At 61.1% G+C, this 25,513-nt stretch carries 24 protein-coding genes; 16 read left to right on the top strand and 8 right to left on the bottom strand.

Annotation, left to right across the window (positions count from 1 at the left end):
• Window positions 1-3: 3 nt before the first annotated feature.
• From EIY72_RS06255 to EIY72_RS06245, 3 genes are all read right to left on the bottom strand, one after another.
• Window positions 4-2,850 (bottom strand): class I adenylate cyclase, encoded by a 2,847-nt coding sequence (locus tag EIY72_RS06255; protein ID WP_093228719.1) that lies wholly within the window; start codon window positions 2,848-2,850, stop codon window positions 4-6.
• Window positions 2,851-3,035: 185 nt separating this feature from the next.
• Window positions 3,036-3,281 carry a TIGR02647 family protein gene (locus tag EIY72_RS06250; protein ID WP_093228722.1) on the bottom strand — a complete coding sequence of 82 codons (246 nt, stop codon included), beginning with the start codon at window positions 3,279-3,281 and terminating at the stop codon, window positions 3,036-3,038.
• A 238-nt stretch (window positions 3,282-3,519) separates the two neighbouring features.
• Window positions 3,520-3,804 (bottom strand): hypothetical protein, encoded by a 285-nt coding sequence (locus EIY72_RS06245; protein ID WP_093228724.1) that lies wholly within the window; start codon window positions 3,802-3,804, stop codon window positions 3,520-3,522.
• A gap of 124 nt (window positions 3,805-3,928) precedes the next feature.
• On the opposite strand from EIY72_RS06245, the gene EIY72_RS06240 reads away from it, so the two are divergent.
• Complete coding sequence (locus tag EIY72_RS06240) at window positions 3,929-4,588, top strand: glutathione S-transferase family protein (protein ID WP_093228726.1); 660 nt, start codon at window positions 3,929-3,931, stop codon at window positions 4,586-4,588.
• 95 nt (window positions 4,589-4,683) lie between these two features.
• Here EIY72_RS06240 and argH read toward each other — a convergent pair whose 3' ends face one another.
• Window positions 4,684-6,078: an argininosuccinate lyase gene (gene argH, locus EIY72_RS06235; RefSeq protein ID WP_093228729.1), complete on the bottom strand. Its 1,395-nt coding sequence runs from the start codon at window positions 6,076-6,078 to the stop codon at window positions 4,684-4,686.
• Between the two features lie 449 nt (window positions 6,079-6,527).
• On the opposite strand from argH, the gene EIY72_RS06230 reads away from it, so the two are divergent.
• The 7 genes from EIY72_RS06230 (at window position 6,528) to rsd (ending at window position 12,965) form a co-directional block, all read left to right on the top strand.
• Entirely contained in the window at window positions 6,528-7,274 is a 747-nt protein-coding gene (locus EIY72_RS06230; protein ID WP_093228732.1) for a LytR/AlgR family response regulator transcription factor, read from the top strand.
• Window positions 7,275-7,412: 138 nt separating this feature from the next.
• Window positions 7,413-8,354 (top strand): hydroxymethylbilane synthase, encoded by a 942-nt coding sequence (hemC, locus tag EIY72_RS06225; RefSeq protein ID WP_093228734.1) that lies wholly within the window; start codon window positions 7,413-7,415, stop codon window positions 8,352-8,354.
• On the top strand, window positions 8,351-9,118 hold the full coding sequence (locus EIY72_RS06220; RefSeq protein ID WP_093228737.1) for a uroporphyrinogen-III synthase: 768 nt from the start codon (window positions 8,351-8,353) through the stop codon (window positions 9,116-9,118). Before hemC ends, EIY72_RS06220 begins: the two co-directional genes overlap by 4 nt.
• Before the next feature lie 16 nt (window positions 9,119-9,134).
• Window positions 9,135-10,277 carry a uroporphyrinogen-III C-methyltransferase gene (locus tag EIY72_RS06215; RefSeq protein ID WP_093228740.1) on the top strand — a complete coding sequence of 381 codons (1,143 nt, stop codon included), beginning with the start codon at window positions 9,135-9,137 and terminating at the stop codon, window positions 10,275-10,277.
• Window positions 10,274-11,512: a heme biosynthesis protein HemY gene (locus EIY72_RS06210; protein WP_093228742.1), complete on the top strand. Its 1,239-nt coding sequence runs from the start codon at window positions 10,274-10,276 to the stop codon at window positions 11,510-11,512. The genes EIY72_RS06215 and EIY72_RS06210 overlap by 4 nt, the downstream gene beginning before the upstream one ends.
• Before the next feature lie 265 nt (window positions 11,513-11,777).
• The gene (locus tag EIY72_RS06205; protein WP_093228744.1) at window positions 11,778-12,329 is read left to right on the top strand and encodes a disulfide bond formation protein B; all 552 of its coding nucleotides are present in this window, start codon (window positions 11,778-11,780) and stop codon (window positions 12,327-12,329) included.
• Between the two features lie 177 nt (window positions 12,330-12,506).
• Window positions 12,507-12,965 carry a sigma D regulator gene (gene rsd / locus EIY72_RS06200; protein WP_093228746.1) on the top strand — a complete coding sequence of 153 codons (459 nt, stop codon included), beginning with the start codon at window positions 12,507-12,509 and terminating at the stop codon, window positions 12,963-12,965.
• Window positions 12,966-13,025: 60 nt separating this feature from the next.
• Here rsd and EIY72_RS06195 read toward each other — a convergent pair whose 3' ends face one another.
• Window positions 13,026-13,691: an FKBP-type peptidyl-prolyl cis-trans isomerase gene (locus EIY72_RS06195; protein WP_093228748.1), complete on the bottom strand. Its 666-nt coding sequence runs from the start codon at window positions 13,689-13,691 to the stop codon at window positions 13,026-13,028.
• A gap of 192 nt (window positions 13,692-13,883) precedes the next feature.
• Here EIY72_RS06195 and EIY72_RS06190 point away from each other — a divergent pair, with 192 nt between their 5' ends.
• Window positions 13,884-15,110 (top strand): AlgP family protein, encoded by a 1,227-nt coding sequence (locus EIY72_RS06190; protein ID WP_093228750.1) that lies wholly within the window; start codon window positions 13,884-13,886, stop codon window positions 15,108-15,110.
• Here EIY72_RS06190 and EIY72_RS06185 read toward each other — a convergent pair.
• On the bottom strand, window positions 15,107-15,571 hold the full coding sequence (locus tag EIY72_RS06185; RefSeq protein ID WP_093228752.1) for a TIGR02444 family protein: 465 nt from the start codon (window positions 15,569-15,571) through the stop codon (window positions 15,107-15,109). The two genes, EIY72_RS06190 and EIY72_RS06185, sit on opposite strands and share 4 nt — an antisense overlap.
• Window positions 15,572-15,621: 50 nt before the next feature.
• Here EIY72_RS06185 and abc-f point away from each other — a divergent pair, with 50 nt between their 5' ends.
• The 5 genes from abc-f (at window position 15,622) to EIY72_RS06160 (ending at window position 21,469) form a co-directional block, all read left to right on the top strand.
• Entirely contained in the window at window positions 15,622-17,532 is a 1,911-nt protein-coding gene (gene abc-f, locus EIY72_RS06180) for a ribosomal protection-like ABC-F family protein (protein WP_093228755.1), read from the top strand.
• Window positions 17,532-18,113 (top strand): mechanosensitive ion channel family protein, encoded by a 582-nt coding sequence (locus EIY72_RS06175; RefSeq protein WP_093228758.1) that lies wholly within the window; start codon window positions 17,532-17,534, stop codon window positions 18,111-18,113. The genes abc-f and EIY72_RS06175 overlap by 1 nt, the downstream gene beginning before the upstream one ends.
• A 102-nt stretch (window positions 18,114-18,215) precedes the next feature.
• Window positions 18,216-18,848: a homoserine/homoserine lactone efflux protein gene (gene rhtB / locus EIY72_RS06170; protein ID WP_093228760.1), complete on the top strand. Its 633-nt coding sequence runs from the start codon at window positions 18,216-18,218 to the stop codon at window positions 18,846-18,848.
• A gap of 163 nt (window positions 18,849-19,011) precedes the next feature.
• Complete coding sequence (locus EIY72_RS06165) at window positions 19,012-20,907, top strand: FTR1 family protein (RefSeq protein ID WP_093228762.1); 1,896 nt, start codon at window positions 19,012-19,014, stop codon at window positions 20,905-20,907.
• A gap of 106 nt (window positions 20,908-21,013) precedes the next feature.
• Entirely contained in the window at window positions 21,014-21,469 is a 456-nt protein-coding gene (locus EIY72_RS06160; RefSeq protein ID WP_093228765.1) for a YaiI/YqxD family protein, read from the top strand.
• 184 nt (window positions 21,470-21,653) lie between these two features.
• Here the strand turns inward: EIY72_RS06160 and elbB are convergent, their stop codons facing one another.
• Entirely contained in the window at window positions 21,654-22,322 is a 669-nt protein-coding gene (gene elbB, locus EIY72_RS06155) for an isoprenoid biosynthesis glyoxalase ElbB (protein ID WP_093228767.1), read from the bottom strand.
• Window positions 22,323-22,436: 114 nt separating this feature from the next.
• On the opposite strand from elbB, the gene EIY72_RS06150 reads away from it, so the two are divergent.
• Window positions 22,437-23,672: a sterol desaturase family protein gene (locus EIY72_RS06150; RefSeq protein WP_093228768.1), complete on the top strand. Its 1,236-nt coding sequence runs from the start codon at window positions 22,437-22,439 to the stop codon at window positions 23,670-23,672.
• Here the strand turns inward: EIY72_RS06150 and EIY72_RS06145 are convergent.
• Entirely contained in the window at window positions 23,653-24,285 is a 633-nt protein-coding gene (locus EIY72_RS06145; protein WP_093228771.1) for a DedA family protein, read from the bottom strand. The genes EIY72_RS06150 and EIY72_RS06145 overlap by 20 nt on opposite strands.
• Before the next feature lie 207 nt (window positions 24,286-24,492).
• Between EIY72_RS06145 and hemB the strand changes: the two genes are divergently transcribed.
• Window positions 24,493-25,506 (top strand): porphobilinogen synthase, encoded by a 1,014-nt coding sequence (gene hemB, locus EIY72_RS06140; RefSeq protein ID WP_093228774.1) that lies wholly within the window; start codon window positions 24,493-24,495, stop codon window positions 25,504-25,506.
• Window positions 25,507-25,513: the final 7 nt, after the last annotated feature.

The raw sequence follows: 25,513 nt of genomic DNA, 5'->3' as shown, positions 1-25,513 counted from the left end.
CCTTCAGACCTGATCGAGCGCCTCATTCAATGCACGCTCCAGGTCAGCCTTGTAGTGCAGGTACAGATGAGTGGAGCCCGGCCCGTCACCGAGCAGGCCGGACAGATCCAGATCAGTGATGTAGCAGCGGTAGCGTTCGGTCTCCCGACGCTGCCCGACGATCTCTCGGGCGACCACGCTGAACAGTTGGTCGCCATGCTCCAGCGCTGAAAACTCCCTTTGATTGCAGTACAGCGTGACCTGCACCTGGCCCGGTGCGGATTTGCCGACGATGGCCTGTACGTCGTAGAACGGTTTGTTCACCGGAGTTTGCGGCACGGGGCGGGCCTCGATCCGGCGTGCCCGGCCCGGCCCCGATGGCAGCAGCTGGCAATACAGCGTGTCGAGATTCAGCGGCTGGCTCGTCTCCATCGGCAACAGGGCATCGCGCCGGTACTGGATCGACTGCAGGAAACGCTGCAATGGCACCAGCAGACTCTGCTCGTCGTGCCAGGGCAAACGCTGCTGCCACAGCGTGTTGAGCTCATCGAGCACATACAGATCGGCCTGGTCTTCGTAGACCCGGTAGAACACCTGAACGCATTCGGGCTGGCCGGTTGGCAGGAGCAGCGCGAGATCGTGATCTTCAAGTGCTTTGGGGTCGAGATGCAGCGGGCTGTAGCTTGTGCGCTCGACAGCCAGGTAATCGATCAAGGCTGGCAGGGACTCCAGAGCGATATGCCGGACCTGCCCGGGGTTCAATTCAAGTACGTGATAACGCTGTTCCACCTGTATCAGGTAACGATGATTGAGGCGGCTCAGCAGCAGGTCGTGTGCCGTCTCTATGATGTCTTCGACTCGTTGCGCAATGAATTGCGCGCGGTTGTGGCAGAAACAGCGCACCCGCAGTTTTGGCTGCTGCGGCCCGTCCGGCAGGTTATTGAGGTAATCGCTGATGCAGTCGAGCAGGGCGTGGGGGCCGTCGAAGCGCTTGACCAGCACTTCGTTCCAGCTGTTGAGCGTGACCTGATCCAGCGTCAACACCAGGTTCTCCCTGACGCCGGCATAGCTCAGTGAGTCGGTGCGTTCGGTGGTCATCAGGATGTTCAGGTCACGGTGGTGCTTGAGCGGATCGATGCCGACGTTCACCAGGATCAGCACCTCGCTCGGTACGGCAGCACGTAGCAAAGGTTCTTCGGCTACCGTCGGCAGAGGCAGGGCAATGGTCTGTTGCAGGCTGCCCAGCAGGTTGAACAACTCGAATTCGCTCAAATCACTGCTGCCCGGGTGCAAGGCCAGGCGGGTGCTGCTGTCGATCACACCGTTGCGATGACACCAGGTGAGCAGCTCAAGCAGGTGGCGGCTGCGCTTGATCGGCGCGAAATGCTCCCACTCCAGCGCGGTCAGGCTGCCGTTGTACAAGCCCCACTGATATTGCCCGGGCTCTTTGCGATCCGGTGCGTGCACCAGGGTCAGAGTGTCCTCGGCCAAGTCCGGCGCGATACCGGGGTTGATGAACTCGACCTTGCCCGCCTTGCGCTCGAACGCCGCATACAGGCGTCGCCCCAGCACGCTGAGATCGCGTTTGTTGATGCGGCTGGCGGTTTGTTCGTTGCGGGCAAATTGCGTGAGGAAGCGATAGCTGTAGTTCAGCTCGTTGACCAGGGCTCGTCGTTCGGCACCGACCTGGCGGACCTTCCATTGGCTGCGACTGTCGAGCAGCGCCAGTTGCCGCTGGTCCCAGTGCCATTCCTGGGCCAGGCGTTCGAGCAGGGCTCGTTGCCAGCTTGGGTTGCGACTGTTGCTCCCCGTGAGCTTGCGATTGACCTTCAGATACAGTGCGCGCCGCACCAGCTCCAGGCGTTCCGTTTCGTTGCGGGCGATGAGGTATTCCTCGATTCGCCGGTACACCACTACGTAGGGGTCCAGCTCGTCCAGGTCCAGCTGGTTGGCGAACACGGCTTGCTTGAAACGCAGGCTCAGGCAGTGAACCCTAGGGTGCTCGCTGGCGTAAACCTCGGTCAGCAACAACTTGAGGACTGACTTGTAGGGAGACTCGATGCCTTTGAACAGTTGCCAGAGGCCGGCGCCGATGTATTCACCGGGTGGAATAAAGGCAAGGTGCCCCAAGTCCAGGGTTTCATCGGCGCGGATGAAGCGCTTGGACAGTAACGTGTGGGTATAGCGGTCGTAGCTGGACTCTTCATAGACCGGCACCAGCCACCAGATCGGCGTGCGCCCGGCCAGCCAGATCGCGGTGCGATAGAACTCGTCCAGCAACAGATAGTGCTGGGTGGTACCGCAGTCTTCCGAACTTAGTTGGGTGTCGCGCTCGCCGCGGACAAAACGCGCGGGATCGATCAGGAAGAAATGCGCTTCAGCGCCCTGGCTCGCTGCCCAGGTTTCCAGCAACTGGCACTTTTTGCGTAGCTCGGCGAGTTCGCTCTCGCTCAGGTCCGGTCCGTGGCAAACCCAAACGTCCATGTCGCTCTGGTCGGCCTGTGCCAGGGTGCCGAGGCTGCCCATCAGGAACAGGCCGTGAATCGGTCGTGGCGGATTGCTGCCGTGGCGAGGTTTGTAGGAAAACGAACGGGTCAGGCGCTGGGCTTCGGCCAAGGTATCGGCATCGGGCTCGTAGTTCGACAGGCCGGCCGGTGTACTGCCGGAGACATAGCCGGGCAGCAGCGGATGGTTGACGTGGAAAAACAGCGGCAACAGGCTCAGCACGCCCTGCTGGCGGGTCGACAATCCTTCCATGGCGCGTGCCATGCGTCCTTCGTTGAGCTTGAGAAAACGTGCGCGCAGCTGGCTGAGCACCTTGCGGTCGATTCCCTCATCCAGATCGGGGCGGATTTCGTGGTTGCGCGTCATGTCAGCTCAAACCGGCTCGCGGGGCTCGGAAATGGAAGGCCTCAGGGTGAGGGGCAGTTTAGCGCCTTGGCCACGGGACTTTTAAGCTGAATTTGCTTTTCTGGCGTCAGATTTCTATCGGTTGGCGACAGCGTGCGCCCGCGGAACTCCATTCGACAGGAGTTTCCGTGGGCGATGGGGGGAATTCAGGCTGTTTCTTCGGCGTTGAGAATGGTCAGCAAGGTCTGCACATTTTGTGCGGCGTCTCGGCCAAGGCTGGTCAGGTAACCACCGTCGGGTTGATCGATCAGTTCTTTTTCGAACAGGCGTTGGGCAGCGGCGATGTGGTGCGGGGCAGCGGTCTGATGAATTTTCAAACCTTCCTGGGAACTGTCCAGGTTGAAGAGTGCGAGGATTTCCAGTTCGGCAACCAGCTCAGGGGTAAGCGACATAAGGACTCCAGACTTTCTAGGAATTGGACGACAGCGCCCCTAAGGTGAGCCCACTTGCGCGGCATGTCCAGTGTTCGCGGCAGGGTTTTTTCGCCTTGGGTGGCATTCCCCGGCGAGCGATGTGGCGGCGGGGTGTAACCAGTGTAGTCAGGGTCTGGGGAAGGGCAGAGGTGAATGGAAACAAAGTGTGTGGGAGCGGGTTCACCCCCACAGACAGGATGTTCTGGCGTAAACCGGGTTATTGCTTTTCCGGTGGCAGCTCTGGCAAGGCACGCAGTGCGGCCTCGTACCATTCGGTGTTGAACGCGCGGTCTTCTTCGAGGATCGCGTCGATTTCTACCGCTAAAACGTGAGCCATCATGTTGAGGATGTCTTCACGCTCGTAGCCGACCAGGGTCAGCTTGTTGAACGTCGCCTTGGCCGCCGGCGGATTGTCGCTTTCGATCTGGTTTTCGATGGCCTGGATCAACGTGCTTTCGGCGAACTCTTCTTCGTCGTTATCGATATCGGTTGGCTCGCTCATGGCAGGCTCCTCTGGAAAAGACCGCCAGTTTACCCATATTCAGCCCCATGATGCTGCTGGCAAGAAAGCGGTAGGCGTTCTATAAACAGGCACTGCCCACCCCGCACGGCCTGGAGGTTTTGTGATGATCAAGCTTTATGGTTTTTCCGTCAGCAACTACTACAACATGGTCAAGCTGGCACTGCTGGAGAAAGGCCTGCCTTTCGAAGAGGTAGCGTTTTACGGCGGCACCTCCCCCGAAGCATTGGCGATCAGCCCGCGTGGCAAGGTCCCTGTGTTGCAGGTCGAGCAGGGCTTCATCAATGAAACCGCAGTGATTCTGGAGTACATCGAAGAGAGTCAGAAAGGCACGCCACTGTTGCCGAGCGATCCGTTCGAGCGCGCTCAGGTGCTGGCGGTGGCCAAGGAAATCGAGCTGTACATCGAGCTGCCAGGCCGTGCCTGCTACGGCGAAGCGTTCTTCGGCGCTGTCCTGCCTGATGCCATCAAGGAAAAAACCAAGGCCGAGCTGTTGCTGGGGTTTGCGGCTTTGGCGCGTCACGGCAAGTTCAGCCCCTATGTGGCTGGCGACACCTTGAGCGTGGCGGATTTGTACTTCCTGTACAGCGTGCCGTTGGCCTGCGGGGTGGCGAAAAAGCTGTTCGGTATCGACCTGCTGGCCGAAATGCCGGAGGCGAAAGCGCTGTTGGAGCGTCTGGAGGCCAATCCGAACGTTCAGCGGATTGCGGCGGACAAGGAAGCGGCGATGCCGGCGTTCATGGCGATGGTCGCGGCCAAGAAATAGGCCGGAAATGTTCTGAAGGAAGTCATCGCCAACACGCCCATTCCCACAGGGATCTTACTGATCCTGTGGGAATGGGCGGCAGTCCGGCGATGCCTTTAGCGGCTGGCGAGCAACGCCTGGCCGCGCGCCACGGCGGCTTTCACCTGCGCCGGTGCCGTACCGCCGATGTGGTCGCGGGCATTGACCGAGCCTTCCAGGGTCAATACCGCGAACACGTCCTGGTCGATCTGGTCGCTGAACTTGCGCAGCTCTTCCAGGCTCATTTCCGCCAGGTCCTTGCCGCTGTCCACGCCGTACTTCACGGCATGGCCGACGATTTCGTGGCAGTCACGGAACGGCAGGCCACGGCGTACCAGGTAATCGGCCAGGTCGGTGGCGGTGGAGAAGCCGCGCAGGGCCGCCTCACGCATGATCGCGTGCTTGGGCTTGATGGCTGGCACCATGTCGGCGAAGGCCCGCAACGAGTCGCGCAGGGTGTCGGCGGCGTCGAACAGCGGTTCCTTGTCTTCCTGGTTGTCCTTGTTGTAGGCCAGCGGCTGGCCTTTCATCAGGGTCAGCAGGCCCATCAGTGCGCCAAAGACACGGCCGGTCTTGCCGCGCACCAGTTCAGGAACGTCCGGGTTCTTCTTTTGCGGCATGATCGAGCTGCCGGTGCAGAAACGGTCCGGCAGGTCGATGAACTGGAACTGGGCACTGGTCCACAGCACCAGTTCTTCGGAGAAGCGCGACAGGTGCATCATCGCGATGCTCGCGGCCGAGCAGAATTCGATGGCGAAGTCGCGATCGGACACGTTGTCCAGCGAGTTGCCACCGACAGCGTCGAAATTCAACAGTTGGGCCGTGTATTCGCGGTCGATCGGGTAGGTGGTGCCAGCCAACGCGGCACTGCCCAGGGGCATGCGGTTGGTGCGCTTGCGGCAGTCGACCAGGCGCTCGTAGTCACGGCTGAGCATCTCGAACCAGGCCAGCATGTGATGCCCGAAGGTCACCGGCTGTGCGGTCTGCAGATGGGTGAAGCCCGGCATGATGCTGGCGGCTTCGCGCTCGGCCTGCTCCAGCAGGCCCTTCTGCAGGCGGGTGATTTCGCTGAGGATCAGGTCGATCTCGTCACGCAGCCACAGGCGGATATCGGTGGCCACCTGATCGTTACGGCTGCGGCCGGTGTGCAGTTTTTTACCGGTCACGCCGATGCGGTCGGTCAGGCGCGCCTCGATGTTCATGTGCACGTCTTCGAGGTCGATGCGCCAGTCGAACTGACCGGCCTCGATTTCACCCTGGATGGTCTTGAGGCCGTCGATGATGCTGTCGCGCTCGGCATCGGTCAGCACGCCGACCTTGGCCAGCATGGTGGCGTGGGCGATCGAGCCCATGATGTCGTGGCGATACAGGCGCTGGTCGAAAGTGACGGAGGCGGTGAAGCGGGCGACGAAGGCGTCGACGGGTTCACTGAAGCGGCCGCCCCAGGACTGATTGGTCTTGTCAGTGCTCATGAATTCGCTCGTATCGGCTTGAAGTAAGAAGGCGTGGAACGCTGGCGCGGATAATAACAGGGTTGCCAATCCTGTCGCTGGCACTGGTCGACAGGTTTTTTTGCAGGACCTGCGCCGGTGTCCGGGCATTTTTGCCAAACGATATTTTTCAATTGAGCAATATCGGCCCTGCAACCGTCTACAGTTGGACTGTAGGAGCAACGCACTTGCTGGTGTAAAAGCAGACTATAAGAAGAGGGGGTGTTCATATTGCGTATCCGCAAACCCTGTAGCGATCAGTCGATAACGCGGGCGTGGGTCGCGATTCGCCCGGGGGATGAAAATTTAGCCGTTCGTCTCGCGGCACTTTTTGACTCTCGGGCTAGTCTTAGCGTGGATCGCGGTGACGGACGTCACTTCACCTGTCTACGCTATCCTTGTGCGAGACTCACGCAGGAATCCAGCGCAATATGAATGTCCTGATCGTTGATGACGAACCCTTGGCCCGCGAGCGCCTGAGCCGAATGGTTGGCGAACTCGAGGGATACAACGTCCTGGAGCCAAGCGCCACGAATGGCGAAGAGGCGTTGGCACTGATCGACAGCCACAAGCCGGATATCGTCTTGCTCGATATCCGTATGCCAGGCCTCGATGGCCTGCAAGTGGCTGCCCGGTTGTGCGAACGCGAAACCCCGCCTGCCGTGGTGTTTTGCATGGGGCCCGATGAATTTGCCGTGGAAGCCTTACAGGCCAGCGCCGTAGGCTATGTGGTGAAACCTGTGCGAACTGAACAATTGCATGACGCGTTGAAAAGAGCCGAGCGCCCCAATCGTGCCCAGCTCTCGGCCCTGACCCGCCCGGCCGCTGAAAGCGGCAACGGACCTCGCAGTCATATCAGCGCCCGGACCCGCAAAGGGATCGAGCTGATTCCGCTGGATCAGGTGGTCTATTTCATTGCCGATCACAAGTACGTGACCTTGCGCCACGAAACCGGTGAGGTGCTGCTGGACGAGCCGCTCAAGGCCCTCGAAGACGAATTCGGTGACCGTTTTGTACGTATCCACCGCAACGCCCTGGTTGCCCGGGACCGTATCGAACGGCTGCAGCGCACACCTCTGGGACATTTCCAGCTGTTCCTCAAAGGCCTGAACGGCGATGCATTGATCGTCAGCCGACGTCATGTCGCCGGCGTGCGGAAAATGATGCAACAGCTTTAATTCGCGGCTCGCAAGCGAATTTCACACCCGATTACCGGACATCCGGGGCCAGGGAGGCCGAGTAGTATCTGATACAAGTCAAAGTGCATTTGGCTGAGCTGTTATTATCTGCCGTATCTATTCAGTACGGATTGATCCATGTCCTCTCGCGAAATCCGCATCGCCACCCGCAAAAGTGCGCTCGCCCTGTGGCAGGCCGAATACGTCAAAGCCCGTCTTGAGGCGGCCCATCCGGGTCTGCTCGTCACCCTGGTGCCCATGGTCAGTCGTGGCGACAAGTTGCTCGATTCGCCGTTGTCGAAAATCGGCGGCAAAGGCCTGTTCGTCAAGGAACTGGAAACTGCGCTGCTGGAGAACGAAGCCGACATCGCCGTGCATTCCATGAAAGACGTGCCGATGGACTTCCCGGAGGGCCTTGGCCTGTTCTGCATTTGCGAGCGGGAAGATCCGCGAGATGCGTTCGTCTCCAATACCTTCGCCAGCCTGGATGATTTGCCGCCAGGCAGCATCGTCGGTACTTCCAGCCTGCGCCGTCAGGCGCAATTGCTGACCCGGCGTCCGGACCTGGAAATCCGTTTCCTGCGCGGTAACGTCAATACTCGCCTGGCCAAGCTTGATGCCGGCGAATACGACGCCATTATCCTGGCCGCCGCTGGCCTGATTCGCCTGGGCTTTGAAGAGCGCATCACCTCGGCGATCAGTGTCGATGACAGCCTGCCTGCCGGTGGACAAGGTGCGGTGGGTATCGAGTGTCGCAGTGCCGACAGCGAAATCCATGCCCTGCTGGCGCCGCTGCACCATCACGACACCGCCACTCGCGTGATCGCTGAGCGAGCCCTCAATAAACATCTGAATGGCGGCTGCCAGGTGCCGATCGCCTGCTACGCCGTGCTCGAGGGTGAGCAGGTCTGGCTGCGCGGCCTGGTGGGTGATCCGAGCGGCGGCTTGCTGCTCAGCGCACAGGCCCGCGCTCCACGCGGCGATGCCGAGGCGTTGGGCGTGCGGGTTGCCGAAGACCTGCTGAGCCAGGGCGCCGATGACATTCTCAAGGCGGTCTACGGCGAGGCAGGTCACGAGTGACTGCCTGGCGTCTGCTGCTGACGCGTCCTGCGGATGAGTCGGCGGCGTTGGGCGGGCTGTTGGCCGAGCAGGGGATTTTCAGCAGCAGTCTGCCGCTGCTGGACATCGTGCCCTTGGCAGTCGGCGATACAACACATGCGTTGATTCAGTCCCTGGACCAGTTCTGTGCGGCGATTGTCGTGAGCAAGCCAGCGGCGCGGATCGCTGTCGAATTGTTGCGCCGGCATTGGCCACAACCACCGGGTATCAAGTGGTTCACGGTCGGCGCCGCCACTGCGCAGATCCTCGCCGATCACGGGCTGGACGTCAGCTTCCCGCCAGAGGGCGATGACAGTGAAGCCTTGCTCATGCTTGCCCAATTGCGCGAGGCTATTGCCCGTCCCGATCCGCGGGTTGTGATCCTACGCGGGGAGGGTGGTCGTGAGCTGCTGGCTGAGCGTTTGCGTGAGCTTGGTGCTAGTGTCGAGTATCTGCAATTGTATCGCCGAGAGTTACCGCATTACGCGCCGGGCGCACTGACGCAGCGGATTGCGGCGGAACGCCTGAACGGGCTGGTGGTCAGCAGTGGACAGGGTTTTGCGCACTTGCATCAATTGGCTGGCGATGCCTGGCCGCGATTGGCGCAGATGCCGTTGTTTGTTCCAAGCCCCAGGGTCGCCGAGCTGGCGCAAGCCGCCGGGGCCAAAACAGTTGTGGATTGCCGTGGCGCCAGTGCCGCGGCCTTGCTGACGGCGTTACGGGAGCATCCCGTGCCCGTTCTCTAATGCAAAGGATGGATACGTGAGCGAAACAGCCTTGCCAAAAGACGACGTGCGACCGGTGCTTGATGCACTGGTAGATGAAACTTTGCCACCTGCTCAGGAGCAACGCCGAGGCAATGGCCTGGCAATCGTCGCATTGCTGTTGGGTGCCGCCGGCATCGCGGTGGGCGGCTGGGGCATCTGGCAGGTGCGTCACTTGCAGGCCAACACCCAGCAGCAGTTGAGTCAGGTGCAGGCATTGAGCGACCAGGCACAAAGCCTGAAGCTCAATGAAGAACGCCTGACCGCGCGCCTTGCTCAGTTGCCTGCGGCCGACGAGCTCGACGCGCGTAATCAACTGGTCATCCAGCTGCAAGGCGATCAGCAACGCTTGAATCAGCGTCTGGAAACCGTGCTCGGTGCCAGTCGCAAGGATTGGCGCCTGGCTGAAGCCGAGCACTTGTTGCGCCTGGCCAGTCTGCGCCTCTCTGCGTTGCAGGACATCAGCAGCGCACAGGCGCTGGTGCAGGGTGCCGACGAAATTTTGCGCGAACAGAACGATCCGGGTGCCTTCGCCGCTCGCGAGCAAGTGGCGAAAACCCTGGTGGCGTTGCGCAGCACCGAACAACCGGACCGCACCGGCCTGTTCCTGCGTCTGGGTGCCTTGCGTGAACAGGTCATCGGCCTCACTGAACTGGCGCCCGAATACAAGGATCGCGGCGATTCGTTACTGGGTCTGACCGCAGATGGCGACGGCGCCAGCCGCTGGGCGCAATGGTGGGATCAGATCTCGCGCTACATCCGTATCGATTTCAATGCCGACAAAAACGTTCGTCCATTGCTGGCCGGCCAGAGTCTGACTCAGGTGCGCCTGGCACTGAGCCTGGCCCTTGAGCAGGCACAATGGGCGGCGCTCAATGGTCAAGCGGCGGTGTACACCCAGGCACTGGACGAGGCGCGGGATGTGTTGAAAGGCAATTTCAACGCGGATAACGCCCAAAGCAAAGTGATGCTCGAGCAGGTCGCCGAGCTGAGCAAGCAGCCTGTCACCGTGGTCACACCGGACCTGACCGGCACCTTGAGTGCGGTGCAGGGATACCTGGAGCGGCGTAACGTCAACGCCGAGGACTCGATCAAGCCACTGGCCAAGCCTGCGAACACCGCGCAGGAGGCAACGCCATGAAACGCCTCTATGTCATCGTGTTCCTGGTGATTGCCGCCGCCGCCGCGTTGGGGCTGGCGATTGCCGAGCATTCCGGCTACGTGCTGGTTGCCTACAAGACCTTCCGCTACGAGTCCAGTCTGTGGGCGACGCTGGCGCTGGTCGCGGTGCTCTGGCTGGTGGTCTGGGGTATCAAGGCTCTTGTGGAACTGGTGATGACCTCCAGCGGCGTGGTCAATCCGTGGTCACGGCGCAACCGTAGTCGTCGGGTACAAGTGGCGATTGAACATGGTCAGCTGGACCTGGCGGAAGGGCGCTGGGCCAGCGCGCAACGTCATCTGCATCGCGCCGCCGAAGCCGAGCGCCAACCGTTGCTGTACTACCTCGGAGCGGCTCGGGCTGCAAACGAGCAGGGTCACTACGAAGAGTGCGACAGTCTGCTGGAGCGCGCACTGGAGCGTCAGCCCCAAGCCGAATTGGCGATCGCCCTGAGCCACGCACAATTGCAGACCGACCGCGGCGACACCGATGGCGCCCTGGCGACGCTTGAAGCCATGCACGAACGTCACCCGCACAACGCGCAGACGCTGCGCCAACTTCAGCGCTTGCACCAGCAGCGTGGGGACTGGTCGGCGGTGATCCGCCTGCTGCCGGAGTTGCGCAAGGACAAAGTGTTGCCCGCAGCCGAACTTGCCGAACTGGAGCGCCGTGCCTGGGGTGCGAACCTGTCCTTCGCCGCGCAGCGGGAAGAGGACGGTACGGTCGGCTTGCAGTCGCTCGAGCGCGCCTGGCAGCAATTGAGCGCGGCGCAGCGTCAGGAACCGCAGCTGGTGCTCGCCTATGCCGAGCAACTGCGACAACTGGGTGCTCAGGTCGAAGCCGAAGAGGTCCTGCGCACGGCGCTCAAGCGCAACTACGACAGTCATCTCGCGCGCCTTTACGGGCTGGTTCGTGGCAAGGATCCAGCGCGTCAGTTGCAGACCGCTGAAGGCTGGCTCAAGGAGCATCCGGCCGACCCTGGCCTGTTGTTGACCCTGGGTCGACTGAGCCTGCAAAACAGCTTGTGGGGCAAGGCCAGGGATTACCTGGAAGACAGTCTTCGCGTCCAACGCCACCCGGAAGCCTGCGCCGAACTGGCACGCCTGCTGGCGCAAATGGGTGATACCGAACGCAGCAACCAACTGTTCCAAGAAGGCTTGGGCTTGCTGGATGAGCGTCTGTTGGCGGCACCGCTGCCGGTGCCGGTTCGTGCCTGATTCATTGGGCTGCTCCGGTGGCCCAATGTAAGTCTGTGGTCAATGGCGAGGGGGGGCTTGCTCCCTTGCCGGTGTGTGACAAATCACTGCATACAGGTCGCTGAAATCTGTCGCAGACAAACTCCTACAGGAGGCTGCTTTTTATCCTCTCCCAAGCGTCGGTATTTCCCTACACCTGCGCTGAAGTCTCCCTGCCGTTTCGCCTTGAATGGCCGACTCGCTTTCCTCTACCGTAATGACCTGTCACTACTTTTACGGAAATGCCATGTCATTGGCTCACTCACGCTCCTTGTTTTTCATGGCCTTCGTTGCGGGTGCCCTGGCGTTGGGCGTTTCCTGGTACCTCGAATTCGCGGTCGGCCTGCGACCTTGCGGCTTGTGTCTACTGCAACGCCTTTGCCTGGCACTGTTTAGCGCTGTTTGCCTGATTGCCGCTGTCCATGGCCCCGGTCGTGGGGGCAGCATCCTCTATTGGCTGACGGCAGTCTGTTGCAGTCTGACGGGCACCGTCGCGGCATGGCGGCAGGTCTTGTTGCAAACTGATCCGGTGCCGCGCTTGACGTCCTGCTCGACCAGCATGGGTGACCTGATTGCAACCGAACCCTGGTCCTCAGTGATACAACAATTGTTCAACGGCGCGGTTGGGTGTGCGCAAATCACTTGGACTTTGTTTGGCCTGAGCCTCACGGAATGGAGTCTGTTGCTGTTTGTCGCGATGGTCATGCTGGCGCTGCATCAGTTGCTGCGACTTGTCTGGCGCGGCCATCGGCGACCGCTCAGCGGCGAGTCGTCGCACCGGGTGCTATTGGGCGATTAAACACTTGTATGAACTTTATCGCCTGCGTACCTTGAAGCCAGTGCCCTGCGGGCATAATCTGGCCCGCACGTGTCATTGGAATTTTGTTGCTCGATGACGCTCTGCCTGACCGCCCACTGACGTTACAAGAGGCGAGCAGGCATAGAGCAGCTGACCCACAAGGGAAGAGAGATCACCATGCTCGAAAGTTGTCAGAATGCTCAGGAACGCTGGGGTGGAGTGCACCTGCTGATCGATCGCTGGTTGCAGGAACGACACGAACTGATCGGGGCCTATGACGCTCTCGGCGCCAAGCCAGAGGCTTTGGGCGAGAACCGCAAGCCGTTGCAGGAGTTCTGCGGCGTGCTGGTTGATTACGTGTCTGCCGGGCATTTCGAAATTTATGAACAGCTGACGGGGGAGGCCAAGGCCTTCAACGACAAGCGTGGTCTGGAACTGGCCGAGACCCTCTACCCGCGTATCGATGTCATTACCGAAAAGCTGCTGGCGTTCAACGACCTGTGCGATGAAGGCAAATGCGTCGCGGAAAAATTCAAGGAGCTGGGCGGCCTGTTGCATGAACGCTTCGAACTGGAAGATTGCCTGATCGAAGTGCTGCACACAGCTCACAAGGAAGTCGATTCGGTTCAAGCCTGAATCGCTTTGCGCAAGACAGAAAACGGCGTGCCAGTGGCACGCCGTTTTTCATTTCTGATTTCAGCCGGTAGCGCCGCGCAGTTCAATTTCAAACACCAACGGGGTGAACGGCGCGATCACGTCGCCGGCGCCGTCGGCGCCGTATGCCTGAGCCGAGGGAATCACCAGGCGCCATTTCGCACCCACGGGCATGTTTTGCAGGGCGCTGCGCCATCCGGCAATCACGCTATCGAGCCTGAACCATTGTGGCTGGGTGCTCTGGTCGAACACGGTGCCGTCGGGCAGTCGGCCGATGTACAGGACCTGCACTTTTCCGTTCGGACCTGCCTTTGCACCTGTGCCTGGCGTCAGCTCGGTAACCAGTACGCCATCGGCCAGTTCTCGAACGCCGGGTTTGGCTTTTTCTTCGGCAAGAAAGCGCTGCTCCTTTTCCATCACCGCTTCGCTGTGAGGCTGGGCCGACTGCATGGCAATCCGTGCTTCATGCTCGGTCAGGATCTGTTCGATTTGCTCGTCCTTCAATGCCAGTGGCTTGGCCTGATAGGCCTGTTGCAAACCTTCGATCAGTGCCTGGAGTTGCAGGTCGGGCGCCTCCAGGCGCAAGCGTTCACCTAGGCTCGCGCCTAGGCTGTAGGCGAGATCGTGAGCTTCATTTTCCGGTGTTGTTTCGGCCGCGTGGACCGTAGAAAAAAACACGCACAGCGATAAAAAAAGGTAGCGCGACATGGGCACTCTCCGACCTGAAGTGCGCGCGATTATGCCAGTGTGAATGCGCACAACGGTGAACTGCTTTTGCATCGCTGCAGAAGTTTTTCAGTCCTTTGCAACACAACGCTTTGGATAGTGTCAACATGCCCTAGCGGCGGTTGCAGCAGAGGTCTAGTATGAGCCGCACTCACTTCAGCCAGGAGGTAAACCATGTCGGCCACCAAGAAGCCTGTAAATACTCCGTTGCACCTGCTTCAACAACTCTCGGGCAGCTTGCTCGAGCATCTGGAAACCGCTTGTTCCGAAGCCCTGGCTGATGCTGAGAAATTGCTCGCCAAGCTGGAAAAGCAACGCGGCAAAGCGCAAGAAAAACTGCACAAGTCCCGCACCAAATTGCAGGATGCAGCGTCTGCCGGAAAAGCCAAGGCACAGGCCAAGGCGAAGGAATCCGTGGGCGAACTCGAAGGGCTGCTTGACGCACTGAAAGATCGTCAGACGCAAACCCGCACCTACATTCTGCAACTCAAACGTGATGCCCAGGAAAGCCTGAAACTGGCCCAGGGTGTCGGCCGTGTTCAAGAGGCTGTCGGCAAGGCGTTGTCCCTGCGCGCGGCCAAGCCGGCAGCGGCACCTGCCCGTAAAGCGGCTGCCAAACCCGCTGCTGCAAAAGCACCGGCCAAGCCTGCTGCTGCCAAGCCAGCCGCTAAAACTGCCGCCGCTAAACCGGCTGCAAAACCTGCCGCGAGAAAACCAGCTGCCAGCGCTGCCAAACCGGCTGCTAAAACCGCTGCGGCCAAACCGGCTGCCGCCAAGCCAGCAGTTGTAAGAACTGCTGCCGCGAAACCTGCCACAGCTGCTGCCAAACCAGCGGCAAGAACCGCTGCTAAACCGGCTGCAAAACCTGCTGCAAAACCTGCTGCAAAACCAGCAGCCAAAACCGCAGCCGCGAAACCGGCTGCCAAGCCAGCCGCCAGAACTGCAGCGGCAAAACCGGCTGCCAAGCCAGCCGCTAAACCTGTAGCTGCCAAACCAGCAGCCAAACCAGCAGCCAAACCGGTAGCAGCCAAACCGGTAGCAGCCAAACCGGTAGCAGCCAAACCTGCTGCAAAAGCTGCGGCGAAACCAGCGGCAAAACCTGCTGCTGCCAAGCCTGCTGCTGCGGCTAAACCGGCCACTGCCAGTGCCGCCAAACCAGCCGCTGCCAAGCCTGCTGCAAAACCGGCAGCCAAGCCGGCAGTGAAAAAACCGGTTGCTGCCAAACCGGCTGCCGCTGCAGTTGCCAAACCTGCTGCAACCCCGGTTGCCAAGCCAGCAGCTCCAGCCGCTCCAGCCGCACCGGCAGCGCCGGCGCCAGCCGCGACCAACTCGACAGCCACGCCAGCACCAACGCCGGCCGCCGCGTCGAACACTGCTACCACCCCAACCAGCGCTTCCTAAGTGCCGGTTACCGCGACGCGCAGCTGATGCAGCGCGTCGCGGTCGAGGTGGGCGGCGCCAGCCGTCACACCTTCCAGCCAGGCCGATAGCTCGGTCACGCCTTCCTGCGGCCAACTCTGCGTGGCCTGCTCCAGCCGCAACAGCAAGATCCGCTCGGCCTCCAGCTCCAGTGTCTTCACTTTTTCGCGCAGGGTATGCAGCTCGGTGTCTGCCATCGAGGCGGCTTTCCACTGCCTGCGCAAGGTTCGCAACGGTTGAACGACATCGGTATCCCAGGCATTGGCCACGGCCTGAAGCTGCTGCAAGCGGGGTTCAGTGCAGATGACGCCGCGTCGACCCAGCCAGGCGCCGCACAGCAATAGACACACACTGGCCCCCGTCGACTGCAATCGCAGGCACAGCGGTTCAACACCCGGCAAGGCGTAAGTGCTGAGGGAAAAGCTCCACAGGTCAGAGGACATAGTGCTACTCGCGCCAGTTGCGAGCGAAGCTGGTAGACTCCGCCGCCATTATGATTCGACTTCAGAACCTGACTTTACAGCGTGGCCCGCAACGTCTGCTAGAAGACGCCGAGCTGACCCTGCACGCCGGCCAGAAAGCCGGCCTCATCGGTGCCAACGGCGCCGGCAAATCGAGCCTGTTCGCCTTGCTTCGGGGCGAACTGCACCCGGACTCGGGTGACTGTTTCCTGCCGGCCGACTGGCGTATCGCCCACATGCGCCAGGAGGTCGACACGCTCGAGCGCCTGGCGGTCGACTACGTGCTCGATGGCGACCTGCGCCTGCGCCAGGTGCAACGCGACCTGGCGGCGGCCGAAGCGGCCCATGACGGTGCCGCACAGGCTCGTCTGCACTCGGAACTGGACAGCGCCGACGGTTACACCGCCGATGCGCGCGCGCGCAAACTGCTGGCGGGCCTGGGCTTCACCAACGAGCAGATGGATCGTCAGGTCGGCGACTTCTCCGGTGGCTGGCGGATGCGCCTGAACCTGGCGCAGGCCCTGATGTGTCCTTCCGACTTGCTGCTGCTCGACGAACCGACCAACCACCTGGATCTCGACGCGATCATCTGGCTGGAAGAGTGGCTCAAAGGGTATCCCGGCACGCTGATGCTGATTTCCCACGACCGCGACTTCCTCGATGCCGTGGTCGATCACGTCGCTCACGTCGATCAGCGCAAGATCACCTTGTACCGTGGTGGTTACAGCGCCTTCGAACGTGCTCGCGCCGAACGTCTGGCCCAGCAACAACAGGCCTACGAGAAGCAGCAGGCACAACGTGCGCACATGGAAAGCTACATCGCCCGCTTCAAGGCCCAGGCGACCAAGGCCCGTCAGGCCCAGAGCCGGATCAAGGCTCTGGAACGGATGGAAGAACTGACCGCCGCTCACGTCGATTCGCCATTCGACTTCGTCTTCCGTGAGTCGCAGAAGATTTCCAGCCCGCTGATCGACCTGTCCGATGCTCGTCTGGGTTACGGCGACAAAGCCGTGCTGGAGAAGGTCAAGTTGCAACTGACCCCGGGTGCGCGGATCGGCCTGCTCGGTCCTAACGGTGCGGGCAAGTCGACCCTGATCAAGAACCTGGCGGGTGAGCTTTCGCCACTGGCCGGTCGCCTGACCCGCGGCGAGAACACCGTGGTCGGCTATTTCGCCCAGCATCAGCTCGACTCGCTGGACGCCAAGGCGAGCCCGTTGTTGCATTTGCAACGCCTGGCCCCGACCGAGCGCGAGCAAACCTTGCGCGACTTCCTCGGCGGCTTCGACTTCCGGGGTGCACGGATCGACGAGCCGGTGCTGAACTTCTCCGGTGGCGAGAAGGCACGTCTGGCCCTGGCGCTGATCGCCTGGGATCGCCCGAATCTGTTGCTGCTCGACGAGCCGACCAACCACCTGGACCTGGAAATGCGCCTGGCACTGACCATGGCCCTGCAAGAGTTCAGCGGTGCGGTATTGGTGGTCTCCCACGACCGTCATTTGCTCAAGAGCACCACCGACAACTTCTACCTGGTTGCCGACGGCAAGGTCGAAGAGTTCGATGGCGACCTCGAGGACTACACCCGCTGGCTGGTGGACTATCGCCAGCGTAATGCCCCGGTCAGCAACACACCGGTGAATCCGGACAAGACCGACAAGAAGGCCCAGCGCCAGGCAGCCGCAGCGTTGCGTCAACAACTGGCGCCGCACAAGCGCGAGGCCGACAAGCTCGAAGCCGAGCTTGGCAAGCTGCACGAGAAACTGGCGAAGATCGATGCCAGCCTCGGCGACAGTGATATCTACGAGCCGGCACGCAAGAATGAATTGCGCGATCTGCTGGCCGAGCAGGCCAAGTTGAAGGTGCGTGAGGCTGAACTGGAAGAAGCCTGGATGGAAGCGCTGGAGTTGCTGGAAAGCATGCAGGCGGAGCTGGAGGCGCTGTCCTGATGGGCGCCTTCAAGCTGCCGTTGCCGGCAGAATGGGTCGAGCCGATCCTCCTCGGCGTGCAGATCCTGCTGATCCTGCTGGCGGCCTATTTCACCCAGCGCTTCGTCGCCAAGGGCCTGACGCGCCTCGGTGAACGTTACCCGTTCCCGCCGCAGTTGATGATGCCGCTGCGGGGCGGATTGCGCTGGCTGATCATGGGCAGCGCACTGATTTTCGTGCTTGAGCGCCTGGGTGTTTCGGCCACCGTGCTGTGGACGGCGTTGTCCGGGTTCGTCGCTGTTGCGGCGGTGGCGTTTTTCGCCATGTGGAGCGTGCTGTCGAACCTGCTGTGCGCGATTCTGATTTTCACCGTGGGCCCGTTTCGTCTTGGCGATGTGGTCGAACTGGTCGACACCACCGACAAGCCGGGCGTGAAGGGGCGGGTGGTGGCAATCAATTTGCTCTACACCACGCTGATCGAGGCTGAAGAACTCGGCACCGGCAGTGCAATGGTGCAGGTGCCCAACAGTCTGTTCTTCCAGCGCTCGGTGCGGCGTTGGCGTGGGACTGATGTGTTTCCTTCCAGCGGGTTTGAAAAGTAAGCGCCTGATTGCCGCTCGACACATCCTGCAAAAAATCGATAGTCATCCGCCCAAAGCCGCATTAGCTTAGACGTCTGTCACGAGTCTGAGTCGAGGTGTGCAATGGAGCTTCAAACATGGCTGGCGTTTTTTGCCGCCTGTTGGGTGATCAGTCTTTCTCCTGGTGCCGGCGCCATTGCGTCGATGTCCAGCGGTCTGCAATACGGTTTCTGGCGCGGCTACTGGAACGCCCTGGGCCTGCAACTGGGCCTGGCCCTGCAGATTGCCATCGTTGGTGCGGGGGTCGGCGCGATCCTCACGGCGTCGGCGACTGCGTTCCATGCGATCAAGTGGTTTGGCGTGGCCTACCTTGTGTACCTGGCCATCAAGCAATGGCGTGCGCAGCCCAGCGACATGAGTGACGACGCCGCGGTGCGGCAGATCGGCAAACCCATGGCCCTGGTGTTCCGCGGCTTTCTGGTGAACATCAGCAACCCCAAGGCCTTGGTGTTCATGCTGGCTGTCCTGCCGCAATTCATCGACCCCCATGCGCCGTTGCTGATCCAGTACGTGGTGATCGGCGTCACCATGATCTGCGTTGATCTGGTGGTCATGGCCGGTTACACCGGGCTGGCTTCCAAGGTGTTGCGCCTGCTGCGTACCCCGCAACAGCAAAAACGCATGAATCGCACCTTCGCAGGATTGTTCATCGGTGCTGCGGCCTTCATGGCTACGTTGCGCAGAGCCGCCACGTAATCCAGCCGGCACCCACACAAGGCGACCCTGGCGGTCGCCTTTTTCATTGGTAAATCAGTGATCTGGCTTGCGTACCGTGATGCAGGAAATCCCGACAAAGCTTGAGTGAAAGCCGTCAGGCGTTAACAATATGTAACTTCGCATTTCCAATTGAGATTCATTCATGATTGCCCCGTCCCGATTCCTGGCCTGGCTGTTGTTGCCGCTAGTGGCGTCCTGCAGCCTTCAACTGCTGGCCGACCCCGCTGATGGCGCGCCTCAAGCGCTGCATCTGCTCGATTACATCAGCGCGGACTACCCGGACACGGTACAAGCGGGCAGCATCGTCAACCAGGACGAGTACCGGGCGCAGCAGGAGTCGATCAAGACGCTGGAAGGTTTGATCGCGGCCATGCCGGCCAAACCGGAAAAGGCTGCCCTTGAGCAAAATCTGACCACGCTGCGCACTGCCATCGGCGCACGTCAGGAAGGCGCGGACGTCGCTCGCCAGGCCCGCCAGTTGGGCGCAAAACTGGCGGTGGCCTATGAGGTCAGCCAGGCACCGATTATCACCCCGGATCCGAGCCGTGGCGCGCCGCTGTACGCCCAGCATTGTTCGGTCTGCCACGGCGACGCCGGTGCGGGTGACGGTCCTGCGGGTCTGGGGCTGACGCCTGCACCTTCCAATCTGCGTGACACCGCGCGCATGGACCATCTGAGCCTTTACGCAATCTACAGCGCCTTGAGTCAGGGTTTTGAAGGTACGGACATGCCATCCTTCGCCGATCAACTGGATGAGCGTCAGCGTTGGGACCTGGCCACCTACATCGCCAGTTTCAGTGTTGAGGTGGCCACGGCCAGCAGCGACAAAACCTACAACATTGCCGATCTGGCGCGTCAGACGCCGGCCGAAGTACAGGCCGCCGATGGCCCGCAGGCGGCTGAGGCATTCCGCGCCCAGCGCGCCCAGCCGCCGCAGGTCAAGCGTGGCCCGGCGCAATTGCTCGATTACACCGCTACCACCCTGGACAAGAGCCTCGCGGCGTACCGCGCCGGTCAGCATGATCAGGCCTACGACCTGTCGGTCGCGGCGTACCTGGAAGGTTTCGAGCTGGTGGAAAGCTCGCTGGACAACATCGACGCCAACGTCCGCAAGGACACCGAAAAGTCCTTGATGGCGTACCGTCAATCGATCCAGGACAGCCTGCCGGTGAGCGAAGTCGAGCAGCGCCTTGACACCGCCAAGACCAAGCTGAAGGCGTCGGCGCAGCTGTTGGGCAACGATGGCTTGAGCTGGTCCCTGAGCTACATTTCCGGACTGTTGATCCTGTTGCGCGAAGGTCTGGAAGCGATCCTGGTACTGGCGGCGATCCTCGCGTTCCTGCGCAACACCGGCCAGCAGTCGGCGGTGCGTAGCGTCAACATCGGCTGGGGCCTGGCGTTTCTTGCCGGGCTGGGGACCTGGGCGCTGGCGGCCTACGTCATTGATGTCAGCGGTTCCCAGCGTGAGTTGCTGGAAGGTGCGACCGCATTGTTCGCCGCGGTCATGGTGCTCTGGCTCGGCGTCTGGATGCACGATCGCCGCCACGCGGCCGCCTGGCAGGATTACATCAAGAGCAGCCTGGTGGGTGGTGGCGGGCGCTTCGGCTTCGCCACGCTGGCGTTCTTCTCGGTGTATCGCGAGCTGTTCGAAGTGATTCTGTTCTACGAAACCTTGTGGTTGCAGGCCGGGCCTGCGGGGCATAACGCGGTGCTGGCCGGTGGCGCGACGGCGGTGGTGCTGCTGGTCGGTCTGGCCTGGGTGATCTTGCGCGGCTCGGCGAAACTGCCGCTGGCGCTGTTCTTCAGCATCAACGCGGGTCTGTTGTGCGCGCTGTCGGTGGTGTTTGCCGGCCATGGTGTGAAGGCGCTGCAGGAAGCCGGGATCTTCGGCACGCGGCCGGTGCCATTCTTTGATTTCGAATGGCTGGGGATTCACGCGGATGCATATTCGCTGAGTGCTCAAGCCGTGGCCATCGTTGCGATCATCGTGCTGTATGGGCGCAGTCGGGTGGCTGAGAAGCGTCGGGTTACGGCTTAACCGCATTCGCTGCGCTCAAATTCGCGGGCAAGCCCGCTTCCACAGGATTGCGTATAACCTGAGGGAGTGTGGCTTGCCCGCGATGTTTTTCAGAAGAGGAAAAGAGATGCGTGTCTGGATCGATGCCGACGCCTGCCCCCGGGCCGCCAGGGATCTGGTGGTGAAGTTTGCCCTCAAGCGCCAGTTCGAAGTGGTGATGGTGGCGGGGCAGCCGCAGACCAAACCGGCGCTGGCGCTGGTCAAGCTGATCGTGGTGCCCAGTGGCCCTGATGCGGCTGACGATTACCTGGTGGAACATGCCGTTCCCGGTGAGCTGGTGATCTGTAGCGACGTACCCTTGGCGGATCGCTTGGTGAAGAAAGGCGTGGCGGCGCTGGACCCGCGCGGCAAGGAGTTTGATGCGCAGAACATGGGTGACAGGCTGGCGGTGCGCAACCTATTCACCGATCTGCGCGAACAGGGCCAGATGAGCGGCGGTCCAGCGCCCTTTGGTGACCGAGAGAAGCAGGCGTTTGCCAATGCGCTGGACCGGATTTTGACTCGGCTATCCCGCAAGACCTGATTGAACCCTGACTTTGTGGCGAGGGAGCTTGCTCCCGTCGGGTTGCGCAGCAACCCCAAAGCCATTCACTGCGATATTCCAGGTAGATCGCAGTGACCGGTTTTACGACTGCTGCGCAGCCGAGCGGGACGGTGCGGCGATCCGACAAGCTCCCTCGCCACAGGTAATCAGTTACCGGAGCGTATTACGCCTCGTTTTCGTGGGTCAACTCAAGCACCCGATCAACCAGCTTATTGATGCCCGATGCCACTTCGCTAATGCTCTGCGCGAGCATGTAAGCCGGCGTACTGACCAGCTTGCGCGCCTTGTCTTCGACGATATCGCACACCGCGCAGTCGGTATGGGTGGCGCCCATCTTGTTCATGGCCTTGGCGGTGTCGGCATCGTTGCCGATGGTGCAGGTTACGCCGGGCCCATAGATCTTTGCCGCCAGCGCCGGCGAGATGCACATCAGCCCCACCGGTTTGCCGGCCTCGGCAAAGGCTTCGGTCAGCGCCAGCACGTCCGGCTGAACGCTGCAGCCAGCGCCTTCAGTGGCAAAGTTCGAAAGGTTCTTGGCCGAGCCGAAACCGCCGGGCACGATCAGCGCGTCGAATTCATCGACGTTGGCTTCGCGGATATCCTTGATATTGCCCCGGGCAATGCGCGCCGATTCCACCAGCACGTTACGCGACTCGGGCATTTCTTCGCCGGTCAGGTGGTTGATCACGTGCAGCTGTGCGATGTCCGGTGCAAAACACTGTACCTGGGCACCACGCTGGTCGAGGCGCAGCAGGGTGATGACGCTCTCGTGGAGTTCGGCGCCGTCGTACACGCCACAACCGGAAAGGATCACTGCAACTTTTTTGCTCATGGGCTTTTCTCCAGATTCATGGCGTTAAATGTCCACTAATTTGTCACTCGTTGCCATAGGGCTGACGGGCGACTACACCTAGGATGAGTCGCAAATTTCCAATCAGGGCGCGTCATGGACTTCATTTTGTATGCGGTGCCGTTTTTCTTCGTGTTGATCGCCGTCGAACTGGTCGCCGATCGCTGGCGCGGTGTGAGCAATTATCGGGTTGCGGACGCTATCAACAGCATCAGCACGGGCATCCTGTCGACCACCACTGGCCTGTTGACCAAAGGCGTGGGGCTGCTGACCTACGCGTTCGCTCTCAAGCATCTGGCTCTGTTCGAATTGTCTGCAGACAGCGTCTGGGTCTGGGTGCTGGCCTTTGTGCTTTACGATCTTTGCTACTACTGGCTGCACCGCATGGGGCATGAGCGCAACATCCTCTGGGCGGCCCACTCGGTGCATCACCAGAGTGAGGACTACAACCTCTCCACGGCGCTGCGCCAGACCAGCACCGGGTTTCTGCTGAGCTGGATCTTCTACCTGCCGATGGCGGTGATTGGCGTGCCGTTGCTGGTGTTTGTCAGTGTGGCGGCGCTTAACCTGCTGTACCAGTTCTGGGTGCATACCCGGCACATTCCCAAGCTGGGCTGGTTCGAATGGTTCTTCGTGACGCCGTCCAATCATCGGGCCCACCATGCGCAAAACGCTCTCTACATGGATCGCAACTATGGCGGCGTGTTCATTCTTTGGGACCGGCTGTTCGGCTCGTTCCAGGAAGAGGACGACAACGAACCGGTGATTTTCGGCGTGACCACGCCACTGGCGAGCTGGAATCCGCTGTGGGCGAACGTGCAGTTCTATGCGCAGCTGTGGGCCGATGCACGGCGTGCCGAAAGTATGTGGGACAAGTGCCGGATCTGGTTCATGCGCACCGGTTGGCGCCCGGCGGACGTGGCGGCGAAGTACCCGATGAGCAAGCCGGACTTGACCCAGTTCCGCAAATTCGAGGTGCCGCTGGACGGTCGTCAGCAGCTGTATGTGCTGGCACAGTTTTGCGTGTACATCGCGCTGGGCAGCTATCTGATGAACCTGGAGCCGCAGCTGCCGACGGCCGCGCTGATTCTGGGTTGGGGCGCGGTGGCGCTGGGACTGTTTGTGTTGGGCGTGGCTCTGGAGAATCGCCCGTGGGCGCTCAAGGTGGAATTGCTGCGCCTGGCTTCGAATGTGCCGCTGGTGTGGCTGGCGCCGCTGGTCGGGCTGTGGCCGGCCAGCGCGGTGGGCTGGGTCGGCCTGCTCAGTTACACATTGTTGAGCGGAATCGGTCTCTACTGCTGCAGAAACCGTTTCACTCGGCTGGCTTCGTAGGTTCTTCGAGATTGCTGTGCTTGGCCTTCAGGGCTTGCTCGTCGGCGTAGACCTGCTTGGCCAGACGGGCGTTCTTGAAGCGCCGGCGCAGCCACAGCAACAGTCCCACCACGAGCAGGGCACCCAGCACCCAGAGTTCGTACTTCTTCACGCTGCCGAGCATGCCTTCGAGCACCGCGCCAAAGTGGTAGGCGGCCGCCGCGAGGGCTGTGGCCCAGATCGCCGCGCCAATCCCGTTGAGCAGCAGGTAGCGTCCAGGCGGATAACCCGACAGGCCGATGGCCACCGGCATCACGGTGCGCAGGCCGTAGACGAAACGGAAGCTCAGCACCCAGATGTCCGGGTGCTTGCGGATGTGTTCCAGCGCCCGGTCGCCCATCATTTGCCAGCGCGGCTTGCGCGCCAACAACTTGCGCCCGTGCTTGCGTCCCAGGAAGTACCACAGCTGATCGCCGGCATAGCTGCCGAAGAACGCCACGACCACCACCAGGTTGATGTCCATGTATCCACGGAACGCGAGGAAGCCCGCGAGTACCAGAATGGTTTCGCCTTCGAAGAACGTGCCGAGAAAAAGGGCAAAGTAGCCGAAGTCATGCAGAAATTGTTGGAGCATTGTCTGGGTGCTGGCGAAATGAACGCGCAGCCTAACCCTTCAGACACATTCAGGAAAGTGTCCAAATGTGTCTCGACGTGAACATTTCCTACAACGACAATGGAATGCGGCTACGTGTCGCGCTGTGCACATAACTGTCACACGTTCGTCATAATGGCCGCTTATAACTGTCACGCTCGCCCGTACGCGCGGGCTCAGGAGTCTGCCGTGAGCTTTACCCCCGCCAATCGCTTGTTCCCCGCCACCCGCCTGCGCCGCAACCGTCGTGACGAGTTCTCGCGTCGTCTGGTCCGTGAAAACGTGCTGACAGTCAACGACCTGATCTTGCCGGTGTTCGTGCTGGACGGTGAAAACCGTCGCGAAGCGGTGGCGTCGATGCCGGGTGTGGAGCGCCTGACCATCGACTTGCTGCTGGAAGAAGCGGCCAAGTGGGTCGAGCTGGGGATTCCGGCACTGGCACTGTTTCCGGTTACGCCGCTGGAGCTCAAATCCCTGGATGCTGCCGAAGCGTGGAACCCTGAGGGCATCGCCCAGCGCGCCACCCGCGCGCTGCGTGCGCAATTCCCGGAACTGGGGGTGATCACCGACGTCGCCCTGGACCCGTTCACCACCCATGGCCAGGACGGCATTCTCGACGAAGACGGCTATGTGCAGAACGACATCACTGTCGATGCACTGGTCAGGCAGGCCCTGTCCCACGCCGAGGCTGGCGCTCAGGTGGTCGCGCCCTCGGACATGATGGACGGTCGCATCCAGGCCATTCGCGAGGCCCTCGAAGTGGCCGGTCACGTCAATGTGCGGATCATGGCCTACTCGGCGAAGTACGCCAGCGCCTATTACGGCCCGTTCCGCGATGCGGTCGGTTCGGCGTCGAACCTGGGCAAGGCCAACAAGGCCTCCTATCAGATGGACCCGGCCAACGGCAACGAAGCGCTGCACGAAGTGGCTGCGGACTTGTCAGAAGGTGCGGACATGGTCATGGTCAAGCCGGGCATGCCGTACCTGGATATCCTCTGCCGGGTCAAAGAAGAATTCAAAGTGCCGACATTTGTTTATCAAGTCAGCGGCGAATACGCCATGCACATGGCGGCGATTCAGAATGGCTGGTTGAGCGAAGGGGTGATCCTCGAGTCGCTGACCGCTTTCAAACGCGCAGGCGCTGATGGCATCCTGACGTATTTCGCCGTTCGTGCCGCTCAATTGTTACGAGAGCAACAATAGCCCTCCC

The organism is Pseudomonas vancouverensis (genome assembly GCF_004348895.1).
Taxonomy (GTDB): domain Bacteria; phylum Pseudomonadota; class Gammaproteobacteria; order Pseudomonadales; family Pseudomonadaceae; genus Aquipseudomonas; species Aquipseudomonas vancouverensis.
Note: the sequence above shows the minus strand (reverse complement) of the source record. Positions and strands in the feature narration are given on the sequence as shown.

Excerpts from the sequence above, each read along its gene's own strand:
- abc-f (WP_093228755.1), top strand. The coding sequence starts at position 15,622 with ATGATTCGACTTCAGAACCTGACTTTACAGCGTGGCCCGCAACGTCTG.
- EIY72_RS06150 (WP_093228768.1), top strand. The coding sequence starts at position 22,437 with ATGGACTTCATTTTGTATGCGGTGCCGTTTTTCTTCGTGTTGATCGCC.
- EIY72_RS06245 (WP_093228724.1), bottom strand. The coding sequence starts at position 3,804 with ATGAGCGAGCCAACCGATATCGATAACGACGAAGAAGAGTTCGCCGAA.
- hemC (WP_093228734.1), top strand. The coding sequence starts at position 7,413 with ATGTCCTCTCGCGAAATCCGCATCGCCACCCGCAAAAGTGCGCTCGCC.
- EIY72_RS06195 (WP_093228748.1), bottom strand. The coding sequence starts at position 13,691 with ATGTCGCGCTACCTTTTTTTATCGCTGTGCGTGTTTTTTTCTACGGTC.
- EIY72_RS06190 (WP_093228750.1), top strand. The coding sequence starts at position 13,884 with ATGTCGGCCACCAAGAAGCCTGTAAATACTCCGTTGCACCTGCTTCAA.
- argH (WP_093228729.1), bottom strand. The coding sequence starts at position 6,078 with ATGAGCACTGACAAGACCAATCAGTCCTGGGGCGGCCGCTTCAGTGAA.
- EIY72_RS06165 (WP_093228762.1), top strand. The coding sequence starts at position 19,012 with ATGATTGCCCCGTCCCGATTCCTGGCCTGGCTGTTGTTGCCGCTAGTG.
- EIY72_RS06230 (WP_093228732.1), top strand. The coding sequence starts at position 6,528 with ATGAATGTCCTGATCGTTGATGACGAACCCTTGGCCCGCGAGCGCCTG.
- EIY72_RS06175 (WP_093228758.1), top strand. The coding sequence starts at position 17,532 with ATGGGCGCCTTCAAGCTGCCGTTGCCGGCAGAATGGGTCGAGCCGATC.
- EIY72_RS06205 (WP_093228744.1), top strand. The coding sequence starts at position 11,778 with ATGTCATTGGCTCACTCACGCTCCTTGTTTTTCATGGCCTTCGTTGCG.
- EIY72_RS06255 (WP_093228719.1), bottom strand. The coding sequence starts at position 2,850 with ATGACGCGCAACCACGAAATCCGCCCCGATCTGGATGAGGGAATCGAC.
- EIY72_RS06185 (WP_093228752.1), bottom strand. The coding sequence starts at position 15,571 with ATGTCCTCTGACCTGTGGAGCTTTTCCCTCAGCACTTACGCCTTGCCG.
- elbB (WP_093228767.1), bottom strand. The coding sequence starts at position 22,322 with ATGAGCAAAAAAGTTGCAGTGATCCTTTCCGGTTGTGGCGTGTACGAC.
- EIY72_RS06160 (WP_093228765.1), top strand. The coding sequence starts at position 21,014 with ATGCGTGTCTGGATCGATGCCGACGCCTGCCCCCGGGCCGCCAGGGAT.
- EIY72_RS06145 (WP_093228771.1), bottom strand. The coding sequence starts at position 24,285 with ATGCTCCAACAATTTCTGCATGACTTCGGCTACTTTGCCCTTTTTCTC.
- rsd (WP_093228746.1), top strand. The coding sequence starts at position 12,507 with ATGCTCGAAAGTTGTCAGAATGCTCAGGAACGCTGGGGTGGAGTGCAC.
- EIY72_RS06250 (WP_093228722.1), bottom strand. The coding sequence starts at position 3,281 with ATGTCGCTTACCCCTGAGCTGGTTGCCGAACTGGAAATCCTCGCACTC.
- EIY72_RS06240 (WP_093228726.1), top strand. The coding sequence starts at position 3,929 with ATGATCAAGCTTTATGGTTTTTCCGTCAGCAACTACTACAACATGGTC.
- rhtB (WP_093228760.1), top strand. The coding sequence starts at position 18,216 with ATGGAGCTTCAAACATGGCTGGCGTTTTTTGCCGCCTGTTGGGTGATC.
- EIY72_RS06210 (WP_093228742.1), top strand. The coding sequence starts at position 10,274 with ATGAAACGCCTCTATGTCATCGTGTTCCTGGTGATTGCCGCCGCCGCC.